Below are 21732 nucleotides of genomic sequence, written 5' to 3'. Positions count from 1 at the left end.
AGTTGCCGGGGTGTGAAGCAGCAGGCAGCAGGATAGACGCTGTCTGCGCGCGAGCAAACTGAATTACCGAGGACTTGGCGTGAGTCGCGACAATCCCAATTTTGTAGCCCTGGATTGGCTGATAGGCGAAATCAACGAGACGCTGGCGCAAGCGCGTCAGCAGCTGGAGACCTTTGCCTCGGATTCTTCTTCGCCGGACACTTCCGGCGAATCTTCCAGTGCCCTTCTGAGTAGCTGTCTCAACCTGATTCACCAGGTGCACGGCAGCCTGCACATGGCGGAACTTGCTGGTGCCGCCATGTTGGCGGAAGAGATGGAGCAGCTGGTCCAAGCGCTGGCCAATGGCGATGTGGAAAACAGCGATGAAACGCGCGAGTTCCTCATGCGCGCACTGCTTGAACTCCCGTTGTACCTCGAAAAAATCGCGTTCCAGCGCCGCGACAACCCGGTACTGCTGCTGCCACTGCTGAACGACCTGCGCGCGGTTCGCAGGGAGCGCCTGATTACCGAGGGTGCGCTGTTCGCACCTGATCTCTCTGCACTGGATCAATTTTCTGGCAAACGCCAGCCACTGCTGAATAACCCGGCCAAAGTTACTGAGCTGGTCGAAAAGCTGCGCAAAATGTATCACGTTGCCGCGGCATCCCTGATTCGTGATGTAAACAGCGGCGAAAGTCTCTCCTACCTCGCGAAAGTCTGCGAGAAGATGACCCTGCTTTATAGCGGCAGTTCCCGTCAGCATCTCTGGGAAATTGTGCAGGGGCTGCTCGAAGGCCTCGCCGACCACCGCATCAGTGTGATGCCTGCACTGCGACAGCTTTTGCGTCGTATCGATGTGGAATTCCGCCTGTTGCAGGGACAGGGTGCGCGCGTGCTGGATGTACGTCCGGATCGCGACCTGATACGCAACCTGCTGTTTTACGTTTACCTGAGTGGTCCAAACGGTCCGCGCACGACTGCCCTGTACCAGAAGTACGCACTGGACAAGGCGGTGCCGGGTACGCCGCGACCGGATACTGAAGACGCGCTGGCCATGGGGCCGGATGCGATGGGTACCGCGGTCAGCGCCCTGCGCGAAGAGCTTGCCAGTGTGCGTGAAGCACTGGACCCCAGTATTACCTCCAGCGAATCGATCCCGCTTTCTGATACAGCGGTCATCGCCAAACGCATTGCCGATACCCTCGGCGTGCTGGGGCTGGAAAGCCTGCGCACGCGCGCGCGTGCCATTTACGAGTACCTCCGCGACGCCTCCCGCAGTGAAGATCCGGAAGAGCTACTGATGCAGGCCGCATCTGAGCTGGTGCAACTGGATTCGGGACTTGTTGCTGTTGTCGAACGCGATAAACAGGTCGACAACGACTCGCCGCTGATGGGCGAAGCAACCGGGCGAGTATTGCGCGAAGCGCGCATCGGCCTGGAAACCGTTAAAGAAGCGGTAGTGGAATACATTGCCAGCCACTGGGATGCGGGGCATCTCACCTCGGTACCCAAGCGTCTGCAGGAAGTCTGCGGCGGACTGGATATGGTTGGCTACCGCCGCGCAGGCGAAATTGTTACTGCCTGCCGCAACTATATCGAAGAGCGACTGATCAATGCCGGTGAGCAGCCGGATTGGAAGCTGCTGGATACCCTCGCTGACGCCGTAACCAGTGTCGAGTACTACCTCGAACGCCGCGCGGACGGCATTGAAGACGCCGATATGCTGCTGGCCTTGGCAGAAGATAGTGTGGCTGCTCTCGGGTATTCCGTAAGTGGTAGTGATACCGACGGGGCGGATTCTGGCAGTGCTGAAAGCGGAAGTGCAGCGCTTGCCGATGCGGATCCTCTTGCGCAGCTCGCAGAAATGCAGGTTGAAGCAGGCGATGAATCCGGCCATGCGAGCATCGCAGATAGTACCGACGGCGAAGAGAGCTGGGTGCTGGATGCCTTTGAGTTCGACAGTGGCGCGGCGGCGGAAAATGTCTCGCCCGAACCTGAGACTGCCGATACCCCGGATGCCGGTGAAGAAAATGTATTCGCTCCGGAAATGGGCGGGCCTGCGGAACAAGCTCCGGCTAAAGAGCCCTCTCTGCTGGACGAAAGCTGGTTTGCGCCCGCACCTGAGTCAGCAGCGGAAACTTCTCCGGCTGTGGCTGAAGAGCGTTCCGCGGATGTCGCTATCGAGGAAACAGTTGAAGTGGCTCCGGTGGCCCCTTCTATGGCTGACGATGATGACGACAGCAGTATCATCGATGACGAAATTATCGAGATCTTCCTGGAAGAAGCTGGCGAGGTGATGGACACCATCGGCCACTACTTCCCGCAGTGGGCGAGCAACTTTTCCGACCGGGATTCCCTGGTGGAATTCCGCCGTGGTTTCCACACGCTAAAGGGCTCCGGCCGCATGGTTGAAGCGCTGGAGATCGGCGAACTGGCGTGGGCGGTTGAGAATATGCTCAACCGGGTGCTCGATGAAACCGTCGTTCCCGCTCGCGCCCATGTAATGTTGATTGAGCAGGTGGTGGCAAAACTGCCCTCAATGATCGAGGCTTTCCGCACACAAAGCGGCGATCCGGACCCCGCCCGCACCGCGGAACTGGAAGGCTGGGCGAAGCAATTGTCCAATGGCGAGGTGCCTGCGGAACTGCTTCAGTCTGCCAGCCCGGCAGCAAATGAGCAGCCTTCCTACGCCGACCATGAAACTGATATCGCCGACAGCGGCGATGACAATGCGCAGCTTTGGGAGATTTTTGCTCAGGAAGCGGAAACCCACCTCGCGGTAGTTGCAGACTTCCTGGCGGGCATGGAGCGAGCGGCTCCGGTCTATGGAATGCCCTCCGACCCCCTGCACCGGGCCCTACATACCCTGAAAGGGTCTGCGCATATGGCGGAAGTAACGCCGGTGGCGGAGCTTGTGGCACCGCTTGAGCGCTTCGTCAAAGAGTTGCGCACCTACCAGGTATCCATTGACAGCGACATATTTGATCTCATCAGTGATGCCGCTGCGTATGTCAAAGTGGTGCTGGAACAGATCTACAGCGCACAACCCCTGTACGTCGAGCGTGCTGAGCAATTCGTTGCCCGGGTGGCCGAGTTGCAGGAGCGTGCGGTTGGCCACCTGATTCGCGAGCGCGAATCCAACGAACCCAGGGCCGTAGACCCGCAGCTGTTGGCCGTAATCATGGCTGATGGCATGAAGGTGCTGCTCGATGCGGACCAGATGCTGAATCACTGGCGCTCCAATCCCGGTGACCGCAGTATTCTGATGCCGGTTGCCGAGGAGCTGGACGTGCTCCAGCAAGCGGCTGGCCAGGCACAGCTGCCGACGTTGCAAGAACTTTCCCAATTGTTGCTGGCGGTATACCAGCAGGTCATCGACGGGCATCTGGAAGAGGAACCGGCGCTGTGGGCAGCGTTGGAACAGGGCCACAACGAGCTGCTCGATCTCGTGGACGCGGTCGCCGCGGCACAGGATCTTCCGGAAGTCAGCGAAGCAGTGGGTGCCGCGCTGCGCACGCTTGCTCAGGGCGATGACAGTCTGGAAGAGGAAGATTACGACCTTTCCGAATACGGCATCGACAGCGCAGACTACAGTTTGCCGGCTGTTGACGCTGAAGATTTTGAGGAGCCGGTAGCGCAAGACGCCGCCGAGCCGGTCGCCGAGGAAGCTTTAGAGGAAACGAGCGAAGCGTTTTCTGACTTCAGCTTTGATGATCTGGTAGCAGAAGAAACTGCGTCGGATACCGTGGCTGATGAAGCCGCAGTGCCGGTTGTTGATGCAGCCTGGGCCGACGATGAAATATCCATTGCTGCTACCGTCGACGCGCCTGACCGGGCCGCCGCTGAAGAAGCGCTCCCGCAGGATTGGTTCCAGACCGACGAAGTAGATACTGGCAGCGCCGTATCTTCCGAAGAGACGTTCGAGCCAGTGCTGGAAGAAACAGCCGTCACCGACGAGGCTACGGAAGACGCCGATCTGGTTTCTTTTGAACTGGCGGACCTGGAAGTATTTGACGCAGCCCAGGAAGCCGCAGCGCAGGAAGCGGTTACTGAAAACACGGTAGGCAGTGACGATGCCGAGATTGCGCCTCCGCCGCTATCTGAGTCGCCCGCCGCCGTTTCACCGGTTGGCGCTGGCGCTGAAGAGGGTGAACTTGGCGCCGCGCAGCAGGCACTGCTGGCCGATATTGACCCCGACGTCATTGAAGTCTTTCTGGAGGAGGCTGCCGACCTGGTGGATGAGCTCGAAGAGCTGATCCAGGCCTGGGAGCAGGAGCCTGACGACAAGGCTCAGGCGGAAGCTCTCAAGCGTGTGCTGCACACCTTCAAGGGTGGTGCGCGTATGGCCTCATTGATGGGCCTCGGTGAAGTGGCTCACCGCTTTGAAACCGTTATTGAAAATATGCAGAGCGGCAGTGCGCCATCGGCGGCATTCTTTGCGGATGCGCACGCGATCTACGATCGCCTGGCCGCCGGTGTGGAAACCGTCAGAGCATGGATGGGCGGCGAACAGCTGAATGCGTTCTGTGCGCTGCTGGAAACCAGCTGGGCTGACGACAATGCTGTGGAAGTAGATCCAGTCGACTTCGCGGCCGCCCCGGCAGTCGAAGTGGCGGAAACGGAAAGTCCGGCTGATTTCGAGGAGGTAATTGAGGCGGCAGAAATCGCTGATGATCGCGAATTCATGCCTCCGGCAACCGTCGAATCTAATCCTGTGTCTGCGCCCGCGCCGGCAACCCCTGCTGGCAATGTGTTGCCATTTGTACGCAAAGGCAATGGACTCAAGGATCGCGATGGCGGCAAGCCCCGCAATCAGCCCCAGGAGATGGTGCGTGTTACATCAGAGCTTCTGGAAGAGCTGGTAAACCTCGCAGGTGAAACCTCCATCTCCCGTGGCCGTCTCGAAGAACAGGTGTCGGAATTCGGACTGGCCCTGGACGAAATGGATTCCACGTTATCGCGACTGAACGAACAGTTGCGCCGCCTCGACAAGGAAACCGAAGCCCAGATCCTGTTCCGTCAGGAGCAGCTGGCCGAGCAGGACGGCGACTTTGACCCGCTGGAAATGGACCGCTATTCGTCCATTCAGCAACTGTCCCGCTCCCTGTTGGAGTCCACATCGGACTTGCTGGAGCTGCGTCAGACCCTGGGCAACAAGACCCGGGATACTGAGACACTGTTGCTGCAGCAATCGCGAGTGAATACCGAATTGCAGGAAGGTCTGATGCGCAGTCGCATGGTACCTTTCTCTCGCCTGGTACCGCGCTTGCGCCGGATCGTGCGTCAAGTGGGCGCCGAGCTGAGTAAGCAGGTGGAGCTGGTGTTCTCCAACGTTGAGGGTGAGCTGGATCGTTCCATGCTGGAGCGTATGGTTGCACCGCTGGAGCACATGCTGCGAAATGCGGTTGACCACGGTATTGAAACGCCCGAGAAGCGCCTTGCCACAGGTAAGCCCGAGCGCGGCCGCATCGCGGTGGCGCTGGCGCGTGAAGGCAGTGAGGTGGTCCTGACCATCACTGACGACGGTGCGGGTATCAACTTGATGCGCGTGCGCGAAAAAGCCATCGAAAGCGGCCTGATGCGTGCGGATGCAGAGCTCTCCAATAACGAAATCATGCAGTTCATCCTGCAGGCCGGTTTCAGTACCGCCGACAAGGTGACCCAGATATCCGGCCGCGGTGTCGGTATGGATGTGGTGTCCGCCGAGATCAAGCAGATTGGCGGCAGTGTTTCGATCAGCTCACAGTTGGGGCAGGGTACGGAATTTGTGGTGCGACTGCCGTTTACCGTTTCGGTAAACCGCGCATTGATGGTGAAAGTGGGCGATGACCTGTTCGCGCTGCCGCTGAATACCATTGAAGGTATCGTGCGCCTGAGCCCGTTTGAGCTTGAGCACTACTACCGCTCACCCGATGCGCGCTTCGAATACGCCGGCGAGCCCTATCAGGTGAACTATTTTGGCAGTCTGCTGCAGTCCAGCGCCCAGCCCAAGCTGAACGTGGAAGATATGCAGTTGCCGGTGCTCCTGGTGCGCACGGATAACACCGCGATGGCGCTGCAGGTTGACGCAATCCTGGGCAGTCGCGAGATTGTGGTAAAAAGCCTGGGGCCGCAATTTGCCAGTGTTCAGGGTGTATCAGGCGCAACGGTAACCGGTGACGGTACCGTGGTGGTGATTCTCGATGCCCATGCCCTGTTGCGGAAACACTCCGCAATGCTGGCGCGTCCGGAAACCCCGCTGTTGCAGGAGCCTGTACAGGTGGCGACACGGGAAGAGCCGGAAACCCAGAAACTCGTGATGGTGGTGGATGATTCGGTAACCGTACGCAAGGTAACCACCCGCTTCCTCGAGCGTGAGGGGTACGCTGTTACCACAGCCAAAGATGGGCAGGATGCGATTATCCAGTTGCAGGACGTCATGCCCGACGTGATCCTGCTGGATATCGAGATGCCGCGTATGGATGGATTCGAGGTGGCGCGGCATATCCGTTCCAGCAGTCGCCTGCGGGATATTCCGATCATCATGATCACTTCCCGGACGGGTAAGAAACATCGCGACCACGCGCTGTCTCTTGGGGTCAATCACTACCTCGGTAAACCGTACCAGGAAGAGATTCTGCTGTCGGCCATCCACGATTACACAGAGGTGGAGGCTGCGCACTGAGCGTAGCTTCTGCCGCTTGAGGTAGATTGAAAACAGCCGTTCCTGCGGCGGAGAAAGATGGAAATGAGCGGAGTAGAAGCCCTGCCCACCACGGAGATACCCCAGGAAGTCAGTAGCCTGCTACTGCCTCTGACCGATGGCCAGTTGCTGGTGCCGGTCGATACCCTGTCGGAGATTATTGCCCTGCAGAGCCCGGTGTCCGCGTTTGATGCGCCGGACTGGTATATGGGTGAATTGCACTGGCGCGAGCTGCGCTTGCCGCTGGTGGCGTTTGAGGTGATGCGCGGGAATCCGATGCCGGTTCTGCGGAGTAACTGCCGCATAGCGGTGCTGAGTAGCGGCAACCCTGAAGGTGATTTGCCCTTTTTTGCCATGGTGCTGCAGGGCACCCCGCGCCTGGTGCGGGTTACACCGCAGGAGTTGGCGGGACGCGAGGGCGAGTGTGCGCTTGGGGAGCTGATGCACGTGGCGCTCTCCGGTGAAGAGGCGGTGATCCCGGATCTGGGCGCCCTGGAAGAAGCCTGCCTGGCCTACCGCAGCCGGCGCTGAGTTTGTTTGAGATGGAATTCACTAGCGTCAAAGCTGAGTGAATAAAAAAGGCGCCACCCGTGAGGGTGGCGCCTTTTTCGTATCTATTGCTTATCCAGGAGGGCTCAGAAGAGCTCCTCTGGAAGGGCTTCCTGGGCCTGCTCATTGTCGCCGGCAGGGGCTGACGGTCCATCGGAGTAGATCGACGGGTAGTTCCCGTAGGTTGCCTGTCCCGGAACCCGGTCGGCGCGGAAGATCTCGAAAATTCCGCCGCGAGAAGTACGCAGGCCTGTGCGCGGATCAATACGCATGGTGACGATATCGTCCGGCTGTGCCAGGTGACGCTCGGGCAGGCCGTCCAGAGCGTTGCTCATAAAGTCGATCCAGATGGGCAGTGCGGCAGAGCCACCGTACTCCGCGCGCCCGATGGGCGTATTGTCGTCAAAACCGACCCATGTACTGGTCGCGAGGTAGGGACTGTAACCGGAGAACCATGCATCCCGGGGGCCGTTGGTGGTACCGGTTTTGCCCGCGATATCGCCACGTTTCATTACCAGCGCTTTGCGGCCGGTACCGCGCTTGATCACGTCCTTGAGCATGGAATCCATGATGTAAGCGGTTTCCGCCGACATGGCCCTGGGTGCCCTTGGGCGAGCCTGGTCACCAGCGTGCAGGGGTTCTACGGGCAGGGTGCGCAGCTCCAGTGGCTCGTCCTCCGCCGGAACTTCGCCCTGGATTGCCGCGAGATCAATGGGCTCCGCCTGGGGTACCGCTTCCTCACCGATTTCGGGGCAATCTGCGCATACCGCCAGTGGCAGCGCCTTGTAAACAACCTCGCCGTGGACATCCAGTACCTGATCCACCAGGTAAGGTTCTACACGGAAGCCGCCGTTGGCGAACGCCGCGTAGCCACGCACCATTTCCAGCGGGGTCAGCGCGGAGCTACCCAGCGCAATCGACAGGTTACGTGCAAGCTTGCTGCGTTCAAACCCAAACCCCTCCGCAAATGTGAGTGCGCGGTCGAGGCCGAGTGCCTGCAGCAACCGGATGGATACCATGTTGCGCGACATATACAACGCCTTTCGCAGGCGCGTCGGGCCGAGGAAGGTACCGCCGTCGTTCTCCGGACGCCACACATCTTCCAGATTGGTCTGTTCAAAGATGATCGGTGCATCATTGATGATGCTGGCCGCGGTATAGCCGTTTTCCAGCGCTGCCGAGTAGATGAACGGCTTGAAGCTGGATCCGGGCTGGCGAGCGGCCTGGGTGACGCGGTTGAAATGGCTCTGACGGAAATCGTAGCCGCCCACCAGGGCGCGAATGGCACCGTCTTCAGGCGCTAATGACACCAGTGCACCCTGCGCACTCGGCACCTGGGTCAGATGCCACTCTTCACGGGCCTGAGGTGCAGGCAGCGCTTCGTTCTCGGTGTCTACAGCATCGTTTGACTCGGCGAACGGATCGGTGCCAGTGTCTGCGGTTTCCTGTGACTCCTGCTCGAGCTGTTGCTGCTGTTCGGCGGCGATTTCCTCGGCGGAAACCACCACATGGCGCAGGCGGACTACATCTCCCGGCGCGAACATTTTGCTAGCGGTAGTCAGGCGAGCGCCGCGGGCGTTCTCGGAAATGTATGGCCGGATGCTGCTCAGACCATGCTCCCAGGGGATCTCTACCACCCGGCGATCGCGCAGCTGTACGTTCAGGCTCTTCTCGGTCACCGAAGTGACAACGGCGGGCTCAAGCCCTCCAAGTACTGGAATCTCGTTCAGCAGGTCTACCAGCTGGTCGTTGTCGGCAAGCAGGGCCGGATCGAGGCGCTGTTCGGGGCCGCGGTAACCGTGGCGGCTATCGTAGCTTTCCAGCCCGTTCTGCAGTGCGCTGCGTGCGGCATTTTGCAGGCGGCTATCTACCGTGGTGATCACCTGGTAGCCATCGGTGTAGGCGGCATCGCCGAACAGTTCCACGGCTTCCTTGCGCGCCATCTCCGCGACATAGGGGGCGCTCAGGTCCAGGTCCCGGCCGTGGTAACGGGCGGTGACAGGGGCGGTGATCGAATTTTTGTAGTCGTCCTGGGAAATATGTCCCAATTCAAGCATGCGCTTGAGAATCCAGTTGCGTCGCACCAGGGCCCGGGAGGGGTTGGCAATGGGGTTGTACGTGGAAGGAGCCTTGGGCAGGCCGGCCATCATTGCCCATTGGGCCAGGTTCAGCTCTTTGATGTCCTTTCCGTAGTACACCTGGGCCGCGGCCTGGAAGCCGTATGCCCGGTTGCCGAGAAAGATCTTGTTGATGTAAAGCGCGAGAATTTCGTCCTTGCTGAGTTCCTGCTCGATTTGCAGTGAGAGCAGGATTTCGTTGAACTTGCGGATAAACCGCTGTTCCCGGCTCAAAAAGAAGTTACGCGCCACCTGCATCGTCAGCGTACTGCCGCCAGATTGAATGGATCCGCTCTGCACCAGCTGCTGCACAGCGCGCATCAGGCCTTTGATCGAGACGCCATTGTGCGAGTAGAAACCGTCATCTTCGGCAGCAAGGATTGCCCTGATGAACATATCCGGGGTCTGTTCGATGGTGATTGGGCTGCGTCGTTTCTCGCCAAATTCCCCAATCAGCTTCATGTCTGTGGAGTAGATACGCAGTGGGGTCTGCAGGCGGATATCGCGCAGGGTCTCCACGGGAGGTAGCCCGGGCTTCAGGTACATGTAGATACTGGCGAAGGCCATGGCGGTGCCGGCGGTGCCGGCCAGGGCGAGCCACAACAGTGACAGCAGGCGGTTGCGGACTTTGTGAGTCATGAAAATGCTTCTGTTTTGTGCGCGAATTGATCAATTATGACGTAGCTGTTCGACAATTATACGAAGAATGTGCACTGATACCTATGCAAAAGGCGGTTGCGGCGGTAATTTAAAGTGCTATACCATCAAACCTCCATAACCCACGGAAAAGATAAGAAAAATGGGGATGCTCCCTTTTCTCAATAAAGGCCCAAAAGCCATGCTTGGGCTCGATATTAGCTCCACCTCGGTAAAGTTGCTTGAACTGAGTCGCAGTGGCGACAAATACCGGGTAGAAAGCTATGCGACTGAGCCTCTGCCTCCGAATGCGGTAGTGGATAAGAATATCAATGATATCGCTGCTACGGCTGACGCCATTCGCAAAGTGGTACGTCGTTCCAAGACCCGCTTGCGGCAGGCTGCTGTGGCTGTCTCCGGGTCTGCAGTCATTACCAAGACCCTGGAAATGTCGGCCGACCTATCTGACGATGCACTGGAAGCCGCAATTGCTCTGGAGGCCGACCAGTACATTCCCTACCCGCTGGACGAGGTGAACCTGGATTTCGAGGTTCAGGGCCCGTCCGAGCGCGGCGAGGGGCAGGTTGAAGTGCTTCTCGCTGCGTGCCGTACAGAAACCGTTGAGCAGCGTGTATCAGCATTGGGTGAGGCTGAACTCAAGGCGGGCGTCGTCGACGTGGAGGCCTACGCGATCGAGCGTGCCTACAGTCTGTTGGCCGATCAGTTTCCTGCGCAAGAGCAGCTGGTTGTTGCGGTGATTGATATAGGTGCGACCATGAGCGCACTGTCAGTGATGGTTGATGGCCGTACGGTATACACGCGCGAGCAGTTGTTCGGTGGTCGCCAGCTTACGGATGAAATCCAGCGCCGCTACGGCCTGTCTGTCGAAGAGGCCACTCTGGCCAAGCGTCAGGGCGGCAGCGGCCTGCCGGATGACTACTACCCCGAAGTACTTGAGCCCTTCCGCGACGCAGTGGTCCAACAGGTTACGCGTTCTCTCCAGTTTTTCTACTCATCGACTTCATACAGTGATGTGGACTACATCCTGCTTGGCGGCGGTGTGTCAGCGATGGAAGGTCTGGCCGATCTGGTGGCCCAGAAATTGAATAAGCCGGCCATGGTGGCAAATCCGTTCCGTGATATGAGTGTGGCCTCCCGGGTCAACCGACAGGCGCTGGCAAGCGAAGCGCCGTCACTGATGATTGCAGCCGGTCTGGCAATGCGTGAGCGGGAGTTTTAAATCATGGCAAAGATCAACCTACTCCCCTGGCGCCAGGAATACCGGGCGCAAAAACAGAAAGAATTCCAGCAGGTGGCTGCCGTAGTGGTGATGGCTGCGAGCTTCTCCGTATTTATGTGGATGAAGACTGTGGACGCGCAGATTGAAAATCAGAATGTGCGCAATCAGATGCTGCAGACTGAAATTACGGCCTTGAATCGCCAGGTAAAGGAAATCAAGGACCTGAAAAAGCGTCGTCAGGAGCTGATTGACCGGATGCGTGTGATTCAGGAGCTGCAGGGCAACCGTCCGCTGTCAGTGCGCTATTTCGATGAAATGGTGCGTGCTGCCCCTGAAGGATTGTGGCTTACGAACCTGAAGCGCTCCGGCAAAACCCTGAGAATTTCTGGTGTTGCTGAATCGAACAACAGGGTTTCTTCTTTTATGCGCAGTTTGGATCAATCTGAATGGTTTGATTCCCCCAACCTTACCGGGGTGACAGCGAAGCCGGCGTTCGGCGATCAGGCAAGTGCGTTTGAAATGACGGTAAGCGTCAGTAAGCGTAAGGCTGACAGCCAGGAAGGTGCCGATGGCACTAACGGGGGGGCGTGATCGTGGCTCTGGATGACACTTTAAAACAGTTGAATCAATTAGATCTCAACGACATTGACTTTTCTCGAGTTGGCGTTTGGCCTATGGCGGGGCGCATTGCGCTTCTCGCAATTATTACGGTTGTCCTGGTCGGTGGTGGCTACTTTGTCATGATCAAAGACCGCTACAGCCAGCTGGATTTCGCTGTAGATAAAGAGCGTGAGCTTTTTGCCCAATTTGAAAAGAAGTCTTTCGAGGCTGCAAATCTTGATGCCTATCGGGAGCAACTGGCGGAGATGGAGGAAACCTTTGGGGCGCTTCTCAAGCAGCTTCCTAAAGACACAGAGGTTCCCGGGCTGCTCGAGGATATAGATGAATTTGGGCGCGGAAGTGGGCTAAATATCCAAAAAATCGCACTTCAAGGTGAACAGGTTGGTGAGTTTTATGTGGAGCTCCCGATTCGTATCGAGGTGCAAGGGGGATACCATGAGTTTGGTGCGTTCATTAGTGGTATTGCCGGTATGCCGCGGATTGTGACTCTTCACGATTTTGATATAAAGGTAAGTAACGACGGTAAGGCCCTGCTAAATATGGTGGTAAATGCGAAAACTTACCGCTACAAAGACCAGGGAGAAGAGGGATGAAGAAATACTCCGCTCTGCTCAGTGCTCTGCTTGTACTTGGTGGGTGTAGCCTTGATGGCAATCACAGTGATCTGAGGCAAAAGATGGCCGCGGTGAAACATAAGCCAAAAGGTCAAATCGAGCCAGTCCCCACGTTTACGCCTTACAGCCCTTACGTCTACAGTGCAGCTGCGTTGCGCAGTCCGTTTATTCGCCCGGTTCTGGAGGCCGATCAACGGCTTGTCGGGCGCAAGCTGGATGTCGCGCCTGATCTAAATCGCCAGAAAGAACTGCTGGAGCGCTTCCCATTTGATGGGTTATCTATGGTCGGAACTCTGTCCCGGGGTGGGCAGTTATGGGCGCTTATCAACGACAGCGATGGGGGGATTCATCGTATCACTGTTGGTAATTATCTTGGTAAAAACCACGGGCGTGTGGTCAACGCTTCATCGTCTCAAATCGATGTATTGGAAATTGTGCCGGATGGCACCGGTGGCTGGATCGAGCGGCCACGGGCACTGACTTTGGAAGAGAAGGACAACTAAAAATGATTACCACGCAACTCGCCAAAGTATTGGCGCGCGTAGCCAGCCTATTGCCGCGTGCAAAAACGCTGTTGCTGGGGGGAGTATTTCTGACTGTGGCTGTGCCGTCTCTGGCCAGTCAGTTGAATGATATACAGTTCTCCGAGCTGCCGGGCAGTCGGCTCCAGTTACGACTTTCGTTTAGTGATGTCCCGCCCGAGCCCACCGGGTACACGATTGAGCAGCCCGCACGGATTGTGATGGACTTTTCTGGTGTAGAAAGTGTATTGCCGCAAAAAAAATATACGCTCGATATTGGCGGCGCGCGTAGTGCTGTCATCGTGTCAAGCGAAGACCGCACCCGGTTGATCCTGAACTTGGATAAGCTTCCGGTATACACGAGTGAGCGAGTGGGCAATCAAGTCATACTTGAGGTGGGTGCTGATACGGCGACTACTGCAGCTGTTGCTGCAGTGCCGGTACACAATAGTACAGACATCGGTGGCAACGCCCAGTTTAAGCCCGCCGGAAATGTTGCAATCAATAATGTGGACTTCCGTCGTGGCGAAGGTGGTGAAGGCAAGGTTATCGTCAGTCTTACGGATCCGGCGGTAAATATTGATGTGGAACGGACTAAGGGCAAGATCGTATTGACGTTCCTTGGTGCGGAGTTGCCGCCATCCTTGCGTCAGCGTCTCGATGTCACTGACTTTGCGACTCCGGTCAACTCGATCGCGGTGGATTATGATGGTCGTAATACTGTGATTTCGGTAGACCCCCATAATGGCGATTACGACTATCTGGCTTACCAGGCAGACACGGAGTACGTGTTGAGCGTTAAGCCGCTGAGTGTCGCTGAAGTTCGCGAAAAGCAAAAAGAATTTCAGTTTACCGGTGAAAAGCTTTCCCTGAACTTCCAGGACATTGAAGTACGCTCCGTGCTGCAGTTGATCGCGGACTTCACCGACCTGAACTTGGTGGCCAGCGATACTGTTAAGGGGCGTATTACACTTCGTTTAGATGGGGTTCCTTGGGATCAGGCGTTGGAACTGATTTTGAAAGCTAAAGGCTTGGACAAGCGCCAGGAAGGGACTGTCATCATGGTGGCTCCTGCGGCAGAAATAGCCGAGCGTGAGCGTCGTGAGCTGGAAACTCGAAAGCAATTGGAAGAGCTTGCTCCCCTTCGTACTGAATATATTCAAATTCGCTATGCGGATGCTGGCGAACTGTTCACTTTGTTTGCTGGTAACCGGGCAGGACAGGGTGGTTTAGGTGGCGGTAATTTTGCTGGTGGTCGCCCAGATCAGGGGCGAGATCAGCGGAGTATACTTTCCTCTAGGGGCAGTGCCATCGTAGATGAGCGTACTAATACGATTATTCTCACTGATACCGAGGATAAAATCGCTCAGTTCCGCGACCTAATTGACGCAATTGATATCCCTATCCGTCAGGTAATGATCGAGGCTCGAATCGTTACTGCGAATACGGACTTCCTGCGAGATCTGGGTGTGCAGTGGAACTACTCAGAAGACCACAACATCGATGCTGATAAGATTGGAGTCGGGTCTGGTGGTCAAGACTCTTCTGGTGTGGTCGGAAGTGGCACCGGGCCGAATGTTTCTTCTCCAGTTAGTATCCACGATCCGATGCTTGTTGATTTGGGACTCTCAAGTTCAGCCGGTAGCGTTGCCTATGCGATTCTAAAAGACAATTTCTACCTTGGTCTTGAGTTGTCAGCTCTGGAAGATGTGGGCAAAGCGGAAATTGTTTCACAACCCAAAGTCGTGACTGGTGACAAACAAGAGGCAAGTATCCGGTCTGGTGTCGAGATTCCTTATCTTGAGGCAACGTCCTCTGGTGCTGCGTCGGTAACCTTTAAAGAGGCGGTTTTACTGCTGAATGTGACTCCGCAGATAACGCCGGATGACAACATCATCATGAACCTTAATATCGACCAGAATAGTGTCGGTGAGCTGTTCACCAACGTGATCACAGGTGCACAGATTCCGGCGATCAATGTTAATTCACTGCAAACCAAGGTTCTGGTTAGCAATGGTGAGACGATTGTCTTGGGTGGTATTTTCGAGGCACAGACGTTAGAAGGTGAAACTAAGGTTCCTCTGCTTGGTGATATTCCTTTCCTTGGGCACCTCTTCAAGCGCACGAGCCGTGAGGAAGACAAGCGTGAGCTGTTGATCTTCATCACCCCGCGCATCATGCAGGACGATTTCTTGTCCTTCAGCAAGTGATCAGTCAGCCCATCTTTCTAGTCGGCCCCATGGGGGCCGGCAAGTCCACTATAGGCAAACTGCTGGCAGCTCAATTGCAGCTGCCTTTTGCCGATTCTGACAAAGTGCTCGAAGACCGCACTGGTGCTGATATTCCGTGGATTTTCGATGTTGAAGGGGAGGCTGGCTTCCGCAAGCGCGAGCATGAAGTTCTACTGGATCTTTGCAACGGCTTGCCGCAGGTGATCGCAACCGGCGGCGGTATTGTCCTGTTGCCAGAAAATCGTCAATTACTGATCAACAATGGGCTGGTGGTTTACCTGAGTGCCAGTTTGGATCAGCTGGTAGAACGCACATCAAAGAACAGTAATCGCCCCCTGTTGCAGGTGGCTGATCCGCGTACTAAATTGCAGGAAATCCTTCGGCAGCGCGAACAGTACTATCGCGAGGTGGCGGATCTGGTTTGCGACACGGATGACTGTACGCCGAAGCAGGCAGCACAGATGGTTGCAGACCACTTGCTGGCGAGTACTTTATCCTCCTGATACTGGTCAATTCCTCTCTGGCCAGTTAGTCGCAGTCATCACCGTTCTTCCCGCCTGTGGTAGAGTGCTTCCTTTGAGCATAAACGTGCAAGTAAGGGAGTTGCCATGCACAGCCTCAACGTCAATCTCGGGGAGCGAAGCTACCCTATTCTTATTGGTTCCAGCTTGATTGCATCGCCGGAACATCTCTTACCTTATATTCGCGGTCGCCAGGCACTTGTGGTTACAAATGAAACCATAGCGCCCTTATATCTTGAGCGGATACTCCAAAGTCTTTCTGGCCTGGACCGGGTTGACAGTATTCAACTGCCCGACGGCGAAGCCTTCAAAACACTCGATACGGTCAATCGTATTTTCGATACCCTGCTGCAGAATCGCCATGATCGCGGTACTACTGTCATTGCTTTGGGCGGCGGTGTGGTTGGCGATATGAGTGGTTTTGCCGCCGCCTGCTACCAGCGTGGGGTGGATTTTATCCAGGTCCCAACTACCTTGCTTTCACAGGTGGATTCATCGGTAGGCGGCAAGACCGGGGTGAATCATCCGCTGGGCAAGAACATGATTGGCGCCTTCTATCAGCCGCAACTGGTGCTGGTAGATATCGATACGCTGACCACTTTACCCGACCGGGAGCTCTCCGCGGGCATTGCTGAGGTCGTGAAATACGGCATGATCTGCGATGCGCCTTTTTTTGAATGGCTCGAGCAGAATATGGACCGGCTGATCGCCCGCGACCCCGAAGCACTGGCCTATGCCATTGAGCGAAGCTGTGTGAACAAGGCTGAAGTGGTCGCCGAGGACGAGCGGGAGTCCGGACGACGGGCAATTCTCAATTTTGGCCATACTTTCGGTCACGCGATTGAGGCGGTGCAAGGGTACGGAAATTGGCTGCACGGCGAAGCGGTAGCTGCCGGGATGGTGATGGCTGCGGAGCTGTCCCGACTGCGGGGTTGGATTTCCGCAGGCGATGTGCAGCGCCTGCGGTGCCTGTTGGAAAAGGCGAGTTTGCCAATGGCGTCTCCTGCAGATATGGCGGTAGACGACTACCTGCAGGCCATGGCTGTGGATAAAAAGGTCCAGAATGGTCAGTTGCGTCTGGTGTTGCTCGGCGCACTGGGTGATGCACAGATCGTTGCCGATACGCCGAAACCCCTGCTGATAGAAGCATTGCAAATGTGCGGCGCAAAGTGATGACTTGGCGCTATTTTGGCTTGTGTGAGGATTCTTTGACGCAGGGGTGTCAAAGGAGAAGATAAATCGGTTTTTTGTGCTGCGAACAGCGAAAAAAACTGCCAATTCTTGCAATCGCAGGGGGGCGCTAGTAATATTGCGCGCCCCCTCGGTAAAAGCCGGGGAAGTGAGCTAATAACAAGAAACGCAGGCACATAAAAAGTGTGCAAAAACAAAGCCCCGTATGCGGGCTTTTTTTGTCACTGGGCTATGGAAAATCCAGTGAAACCTGCGGCACATTTTGGCTCGAAAGTAGATAAATATACCCTGCGCCAGCCTGCGGGCGGCGAACAGGAAGCCAGTTGGACTTCCGAAGGACGGGGTAGCAATAACACTTTGAGGAATTCTATGGGTAGCGGTCTGTATCGATTGGATGAGTTCAAAGATAACTGTGGCTTCGGTCTGATTGCCCACCTGAAAGGGCAGACCAGTCACAAGTTGTTACAGACGGCGATTGAGTCGCTGACCTGCATGACTCACCGCGGTGGTATTGCCGCCGACGGCAAAACCGGTGACGGCTGTGGCCTGTTGCTGCAAAAGCCCGACGGTTTTTTGCGCACGGTAGCGAAAGAGGCTCTTGGTACTGAACTGTCCGAGCTCTACGCTGTGGGCTCCATCATGTTGCCGTTGGAAGAGGAAAAAGCCGCGGCGGCCCGCGCTATTCTCGAGCGGGCGGTGGAGGCGCAGGGCCTGCAGGTCGCAGGCTGGCGCGTGGTGCCTACCGACGAAGACTGTCTGGGGCCGATCGCACGTGAATCCCTGCCGCGCTTTGAGCACCTGCTGATCAACAACGCCAGCGAAGCTCTTGAATTGGCGCCGTTTAATGCGCGGTTGTTTGTTGCCCGCCGTCAAGCTGAGCAACAGCTGAGCGAAGGCACATACATAGCCAGCCTGTCGACTTCGGTTGTGTCGTACAAGGGCCTGATGATGCCCGCAGATCTGCCAAAGTTTTTCCCGGACCTCGCCGACCCGCGCCTGGAAACCGCAATCTGTGTATTCCACCAGCGCTTCTCTACCAACACCATGCCGCGCTGGCCACTGGCACAGCCGTTCCGTATGCTCGCGCACAATGGTGAAATCAATACCATTACCGGTAACCGCAACTGGTCGGTAGCGCGTACCAACAAGTTCATCACCGAGCTCGTACCCGAGCTGGCGGAGCTGAAGCCGCTGGTGAACCGTACTGGCTCCGACTCATCCAGCCTGGATAACATGCTCGAATTGCTGACCATTGGCGGCATCGACATGCACCGCGCGATCCGCATGCTGGTGCCGCCGGCGTGGCAGAACGTGGATACCATGGATTCCGATCTGCGCGCATTCTACGAATACAACTCCATGCATATGGAGCCGTGGGATGGCCCTGCCGGCCTGGTGCTGACCGATGGTCGTTATGCGGTATGTACCCTCGACCGCAATGGCCTGCGTCCTTCCCGCTGGGTGATCACCAAAGACGACTTCATCACGGTGGCCTCGGAAGTGGGTACTTACCAGTACGCGCCCGAAGATGTTGTCGCCAAAGGCCGCCTTGGCCCGGGCCAGATCCTGTCCGTCGATACCCTGAAGGGCGAGTTGCGCCATACCGCCGATGTGGATGGCGAGCTGAAAAAAGCGCAGCCCTATAAAAAGTGGATGAAGGAAAAGGCACGCCGCATTCGCTCCACGCTGGTGACGGCGCCGGTGGACAATAATTTCTCTTTTGAGCAGTTCAAGGTTTATCAGAAACTGTTCAGCTCCTCCCTGGAGGAGCGCGATCAGGTGGTGCGTCCGCTGGCCGAGTCCGGTCAGGAAGCGGTGGGCTCCATGGGGGACGATACCCCGATGGCAGTGCTGTCCGAAGGTAACCGCTGTTTGTACGATTATTTCCGCCAGCAATTCGCGCAGGTAACCAACCCGCCGATCGACCCGCTGCGTGAAACCATTGTGATGTCGCTGGAAACCTGTCTGGGACGTGAGAAATCCGTCTTCGAACAGACCCAGGAACATGCGGACCGCGTTATCCTGTCTTCGCCAGTACTTTCACACATGAAGTACACCGCACTGCTGGATCTGGGGCGCGAAGAATTCAGCGCGAAGGTTTTCGACCTGAATTACGACCCGGCGCAGCTCGATTTGAAAAGCGCGATCGAGAAACTGTGCAGCGATGTGGCCGAATCGGTACGCAAAGACGGAACCGTGATTGCGGTGTTGTCCGATCGTGCGATTGAAGACGGCAAGTTGCCGATTGATGCCCTGATGGCGACCGGTGCCGTGCATCATCACCTGGTGCACAATGGACTGCGTTGCGACTCCAATATCGTGGTCGATACGGCGACTGCACGCGACTCGCACCAGTTGGCGTGCCTGATCGGTGTTGGCGCTACCGCGGTGCATCCTTATTTCTCCTATAGCATCATCAATCACCTGATCGAAACCGGTGAATTGCAGCTGGACGCGGCTACCGCGCAGAAAAACTACCGCAACGGCATTATCAAAGGCCTGCTCAAGATCCTGTCGAAGATGGGTATCTCGACCATCGCTTCCTATCGTGGTGCGCTGCTGTATGAGCTGGTGGGTCTGTCTCAGGACGTTATCGATCTATGTTTCCCGGAGGCGCCTGCGCGCGTGCTGGGTGCGGGCTTTGCCGAGCTGGAAGACGATATGCGCGCGCGCGCGCAGCTGGCCTGGAAACCGCGTAAGAAGGTTTCCCCGGGCGGTTTGCATAAATTCGTCTACGGCCAGGAATATCACGCGTTCAACCCGGATGTGGTCAAAGCGCTGCAGGAAGCTGTGCGCAGTGGTGATTACGGCGCTTGGCGCGACTACGCGACACTAATCAACCAGCGCCCGGTGGCGACCCTGCGTGATCTGCTGGCACTGAAAAAAGACGTGCAGCCGATCCCTCTGGACGAAGTGGAGCCTGCGGAAAACATTCTGCGTCGCTTCGACTCCGCTGCGATGTCCCTTGGCGCTCTGTCGCCGGAGGCGCATGAAGCGCTGGCGCAGGCCATGAACCGCCTCGGTGGCCGTTCCAACAGTGGTGAGGGTGGTGAAGACCCGGCCCGCTTTGGCACCGATAAAGTATCCAAGATCAAACAGATCGCTTCCGGTCGTTTCGGCGTTACCCCGCACTACCTGGTAAATGCAGAAGTACTGCAGATCAAGGTGGCCCAAGGGGCCAAACCCGGCGAGGGCGGCCAGCTGCCGGGGGGCAAGGTAAACGACCTGATCGCGCGCCTGCGCTACTCGGTGCCCGGCGTTACCCTGATCTCGCCGCCACCGCACCACGATATCTATTCAATCGAGGACCTGGCGCAGCTGATTTATGACCTCAAGCAGGTCAATCCGGACGCGCTGGTTTCCGTGAAGCTGGTATCCCGTCCCGGTGTCGGCACCATTGCGGCCGGCGTGGCCAAGGCCTATGCAGACCTGATTACCATTTCCGGTTACGACGGCGGTACAGCCGCGAGTCCGATTACTTCGATCCGCTATGCGGGTTCCCCCTGGGAGCTGGGCCTGGCGGAAACCCACCAGACCCTGCGAGCCAACGATCTGCGCGACAAGGTGCGGGTACAGACTGATGGCGGTCTGAAGAGCGGCCTCGATGTGATCAAGGCGGCGATTCTTGGTGCCGAGAGCTTCGGCTTTGGTACTGCGCCGATGGTTGCACTGGGCTGTAAATACCTGCGCATCTGTCACCTCAATAACTGCGCCACCGGTGTTGCTACCCAGAACAAAGATCTGCGGGACGAGCATTACATCGGTACCGTGGAAATGGCGATGAACTTCTTCAAGTTCGTGGCCGAGGAAACCCGCGAGTGGATGGCGAGCCTGGGCGTTCGCAGCCTCAATGAGCTGGTTGGCCGTGTGGATCTTCTGGAGCCGCTGGAAGGCAATACCGCCAAGCAGAAGACACTCGACCTGTCACCTCTGCTGCACACCGATGCGCTGCTCGACAGCAAGCCGCAAACCTGTCAGCAGGCGAAGAATGAGCCGTGGGACAAGGGGCTGCTGGCCGAGCGCATGGTGGAAGAAACCCTGCCCGCGATCGAAAACCTGACCGGCGGCGAGTTCAGCTTCCATCTCACCAACTGCGACCGCTCGATCGGGGCACGCCTGTCCGGTGAAATCGCCAAGCGCCACGGTAATCAGGGCATGGTGGATGCACCGATCAAGCTGCGTCTCACCGGTGTTGCCGGCCAGTCCTTTGGTGTGTGGAATGCGGGTGGCCTGGAGATGCATCTGGAAGGCGACGCCAACGACTACGTTGGTAAAGGCATGGCCGGCGGTAAGCTGGTGATCCGTCCGCCCCAGGGCAGCGAGTTCGCCTCCCAGGAAACGAGTATCGTCGGTAATACCTGCCTGTACGGCGCCACCGGCGGCAAACTGTTCGCCTCCGGCTGTGCCGGCGAGCGCTTTGGTGTGCGTAATTCCGGTGCCTTCGCGGTAGTGGAAGGCGCGGGTGATCACTGCTGTGAGTACATGACCGGCGGCATGGTCGCTGTACTGGGCAAGACCGGGGTCAACTTTGGTGCCGGTATGACAGGCGGCTTCGCTTACGTACTCGATATGGATCGGGATTTCTTCGACAAGTGCAACCATGAGCTGATTGAGCTGCGCCGTATCAGCAGTGAAGCGCTCGAGGAATACCAGAGCCATCTGCGCGAAGTGATCGAAGAGTTTGTCGCGGAGACTGGCAGTGCCTGGGGTGAGGAGTTGCTGGACAACTTCGACGATTACCTCAATAAATTCTGGTTGGTCAAGCCGAAGGCGGCCAGCCTCGCCGGACTGCTGTCCGATGTACGCAAGCGCGGCGAATAAGGGGGATAT

The 21732-nt window shown here is 57.1% G+C and carries 11 protein-coding genes; 10 read left to right on the top strand and 1 reads right to left on the bottom strand.

Annotated features, from left to right (window positions below):
• The first annotated feature begins 79 nt into the window (after positions 1 to 79).
• Positions 80 to 6643, top strand: coding sequence for an Hpt domain-containing protein (locus LC093_RS13280; RefSeq protein ID WP_226665505.1), 6564 nt, complete (start codon positions 80 to 82; stop codon positions 6641 to 6643).
• Between the two features lie 63 nt (positions 6644 to 6706).
• Positions 6707 to 7192 (top strand): chemotaxis protein CheW, encoded by a 486-nt coding sequence (locus tag LC093_RS13275; RefSeq protein ID WP_226665504.1) that lies wholly within the window; start codon positions 6707 to 6709, stop codon positions 7190 to 7192.
• A 104-nt stretch (positions 7193 to 7296) separates the two neighbouring features.
• Here the strand turns inward: LC093_RS13275 and LC093_RS13270 are convergent, their stop codons facing one another.
• Positions 7297 to 9966, bottom strand: coding sequence for a penicillin-binding protein 1A (locus LC093_RS13270; RefSeq protein ID WP_226665501.1), 2670 nt, complete (start codon positions 9964 to 9966; stop codon positions 7297 to 7299).
• A 160-nt stretch (positions 9967 to 10126) separates the two neighbouring features.
• Here LC093_RS13270 and LC093_RS13265 point away from each other — a divergent pair, with 160 nt between their 5' ends.
• The 8 genes from LC093_RS13265 (at position 10127) to gltB (ending at position 21723) form a co-directional block, all read left to right on the top strand.
• Entirely contained in the window at positions 10127 to 11203 is a 1077-nt protein-coding gene (locus LC093_RS13265; protein WP_226665500.1) for a pilus assembly protein PilM, read from the top strand.
• A gap of 3 nt (positions 11204 to 11206) precedes the next feature.
• Positions 11207 to 11794, top strand: coding sequence for a PilN domain-containing protein (locus tag LC093_RS13260; protein WP_226665498.1), 588 nt, complete (start codon positions 11207 to 11209; stop codon positions 11792 to 11794).
• Between the two features lie 2 nt (positions 11795 to 11796).
• Positions 11797 to 12417, top strand: coding sequence for a type 4a pilus biogenesis protein PilO (locus LC093_RS13255; RefSeq protein WP_226665496.1), 621 nt, complete (start codon positions 11797 to 11799; stop codon positions 12415 to 12417).
• Complete coding sequence (locus tag LC093_RS13250; protein ID WP_226665494.1) at positions 12414 to 12941, top strand: pilus assembly protein PilP; 528 nt, start codon at positions 12414 to 12416, stop codon at positions 12939 to 12941. The genes LC093_RS13255 and LC093_RS13250 overlap by 4 nt, the downstream gene beginning before the upstream one ends.
• 2 nt (positions 12942 to 12943) lie before the next feature.
• The gene (gene pilQ / locus LC093_RS13245) at positions 12944 to 15169 is read left to right on the top strand and encodes a type IV pilus secretin PilQ family protein (RefSeq protein WP_226665492.1); all 2226 of its coding nucleotides are present in this window, start codon (positions 12944 to 12946) and stop codon (positions 15167 to 15169) included.
• On the top strand, positions 15169 to 15693 hold the full coding sequence (locus LC093_RS13240; protein ID WP_226665597.1) for a shikimate kinase: 525 nt from the start codon (positions 15169 to 15171) through the stop codon (positions 15691 to 15693). Before pilQ ends, LC093_RS13240 begins: the two co-directional genes overlap by 1 nt.
• 105 nt (positions 15694 to 15798) lie before the next feature.
• Complete coding sequence (aroB, locus tag LC093_RS13235; RefSeq protein ID WP_226665490.1) at positions 15799 to 16884, top strand: 3-dehydroquinate synthase; 1086 nt, start codon at positions 15799 to 15801, stop codon at positions 16882 to 16884.
• Between the two features lie 387 nt (positions 16885 to 17271).
• Positions 17272 to 21723 carry a glutamate synthase large subunit gene (gltB, locus tag LC093_RS13230; RefSeq protein WP_226665489.1) on the top strand — a complete coding sequence of 1484 codons (4452 nt, stop codon included), beginning with the start codon at positions 17272 to 17274 and terminating at the stop codon, positions 21721 to 21723.
• Positions 21724 to 21732: the final 9 nt, after the last annotated feature.

Origin of the sequence: Microbulbifer aggregans (assembly GCF_020524005.1) — a bacterium.
GTDB lineage: Bacteria > Pseudomonadota > Gammaproteobacteria > Pseudomonadales > Cellvibrionaceae > Microbulbifer > Microbulbifer aggregans_A.
Note: the sequence above shows the minus strand (reverse complement) of the source record. Positions and strands in the feature narration are given on the sequence as shown.

Excerpts from the sequence above, each read along its gene's own strand:
- LC093_RS13275 (WP_226665504.1), top strand. The coding sequence starts at position 6,707 with ATGAGCGGAGTAGAAGCCCTGCCCACCACGGAGATACCCCAGGAAGTC.
- LC093_RS13270 (WP_226665501.1), bottom strand. The coding sequence starts at position 9,966 with ATGACTCACAAAGTCCGCAACCGCCTGCTGTCACTGTTGTGGCTCGCC.
- LC093_RS13265 (WP_226665500.1), top strand. The coding sequence starts at position 10,127 with ATGGGGATGCTCCCTTTTCTCAATAAAGGCCCAAAAGCCATGCTTGGG.
- LC093_RS13260 (WP_226665498.1), top strand. The coding sequence starts at position 11,207 with ATGGCAAAGATCAACCTACTCCCCTGGCGCCAGGAATACCGGGCGCAA.
- LC093_RS13250 (WP_226665494.1), top strand. The coding sequence starts at position 12,414 with ATGAAGAAATACTCCGCTCTGCTCAGTGCTCTGCTTGTACTTGGTGGG.
- pilQ (WP_226665492.1), top strand. The coding sequence starts at position 12,944 with ATGATTACCACGCAACTCGCCAAAGTATTGGCGCGCGTAGCCAGCCTA.
- aroB (WP_226665490.1), top strand. The coding sequence starts at position 15,799 with ATGCACAGCCTCAACGTCAATCTCGGGGAGCGAAGCTACCCTATTCTT.
- gltB (WP_226665489.1), top strand. The coding sequence starts at position 17,272 with ATGGGTAGCGGTCTGTATCGATTGGATGAGTTCAAAGATAACTGTGGC.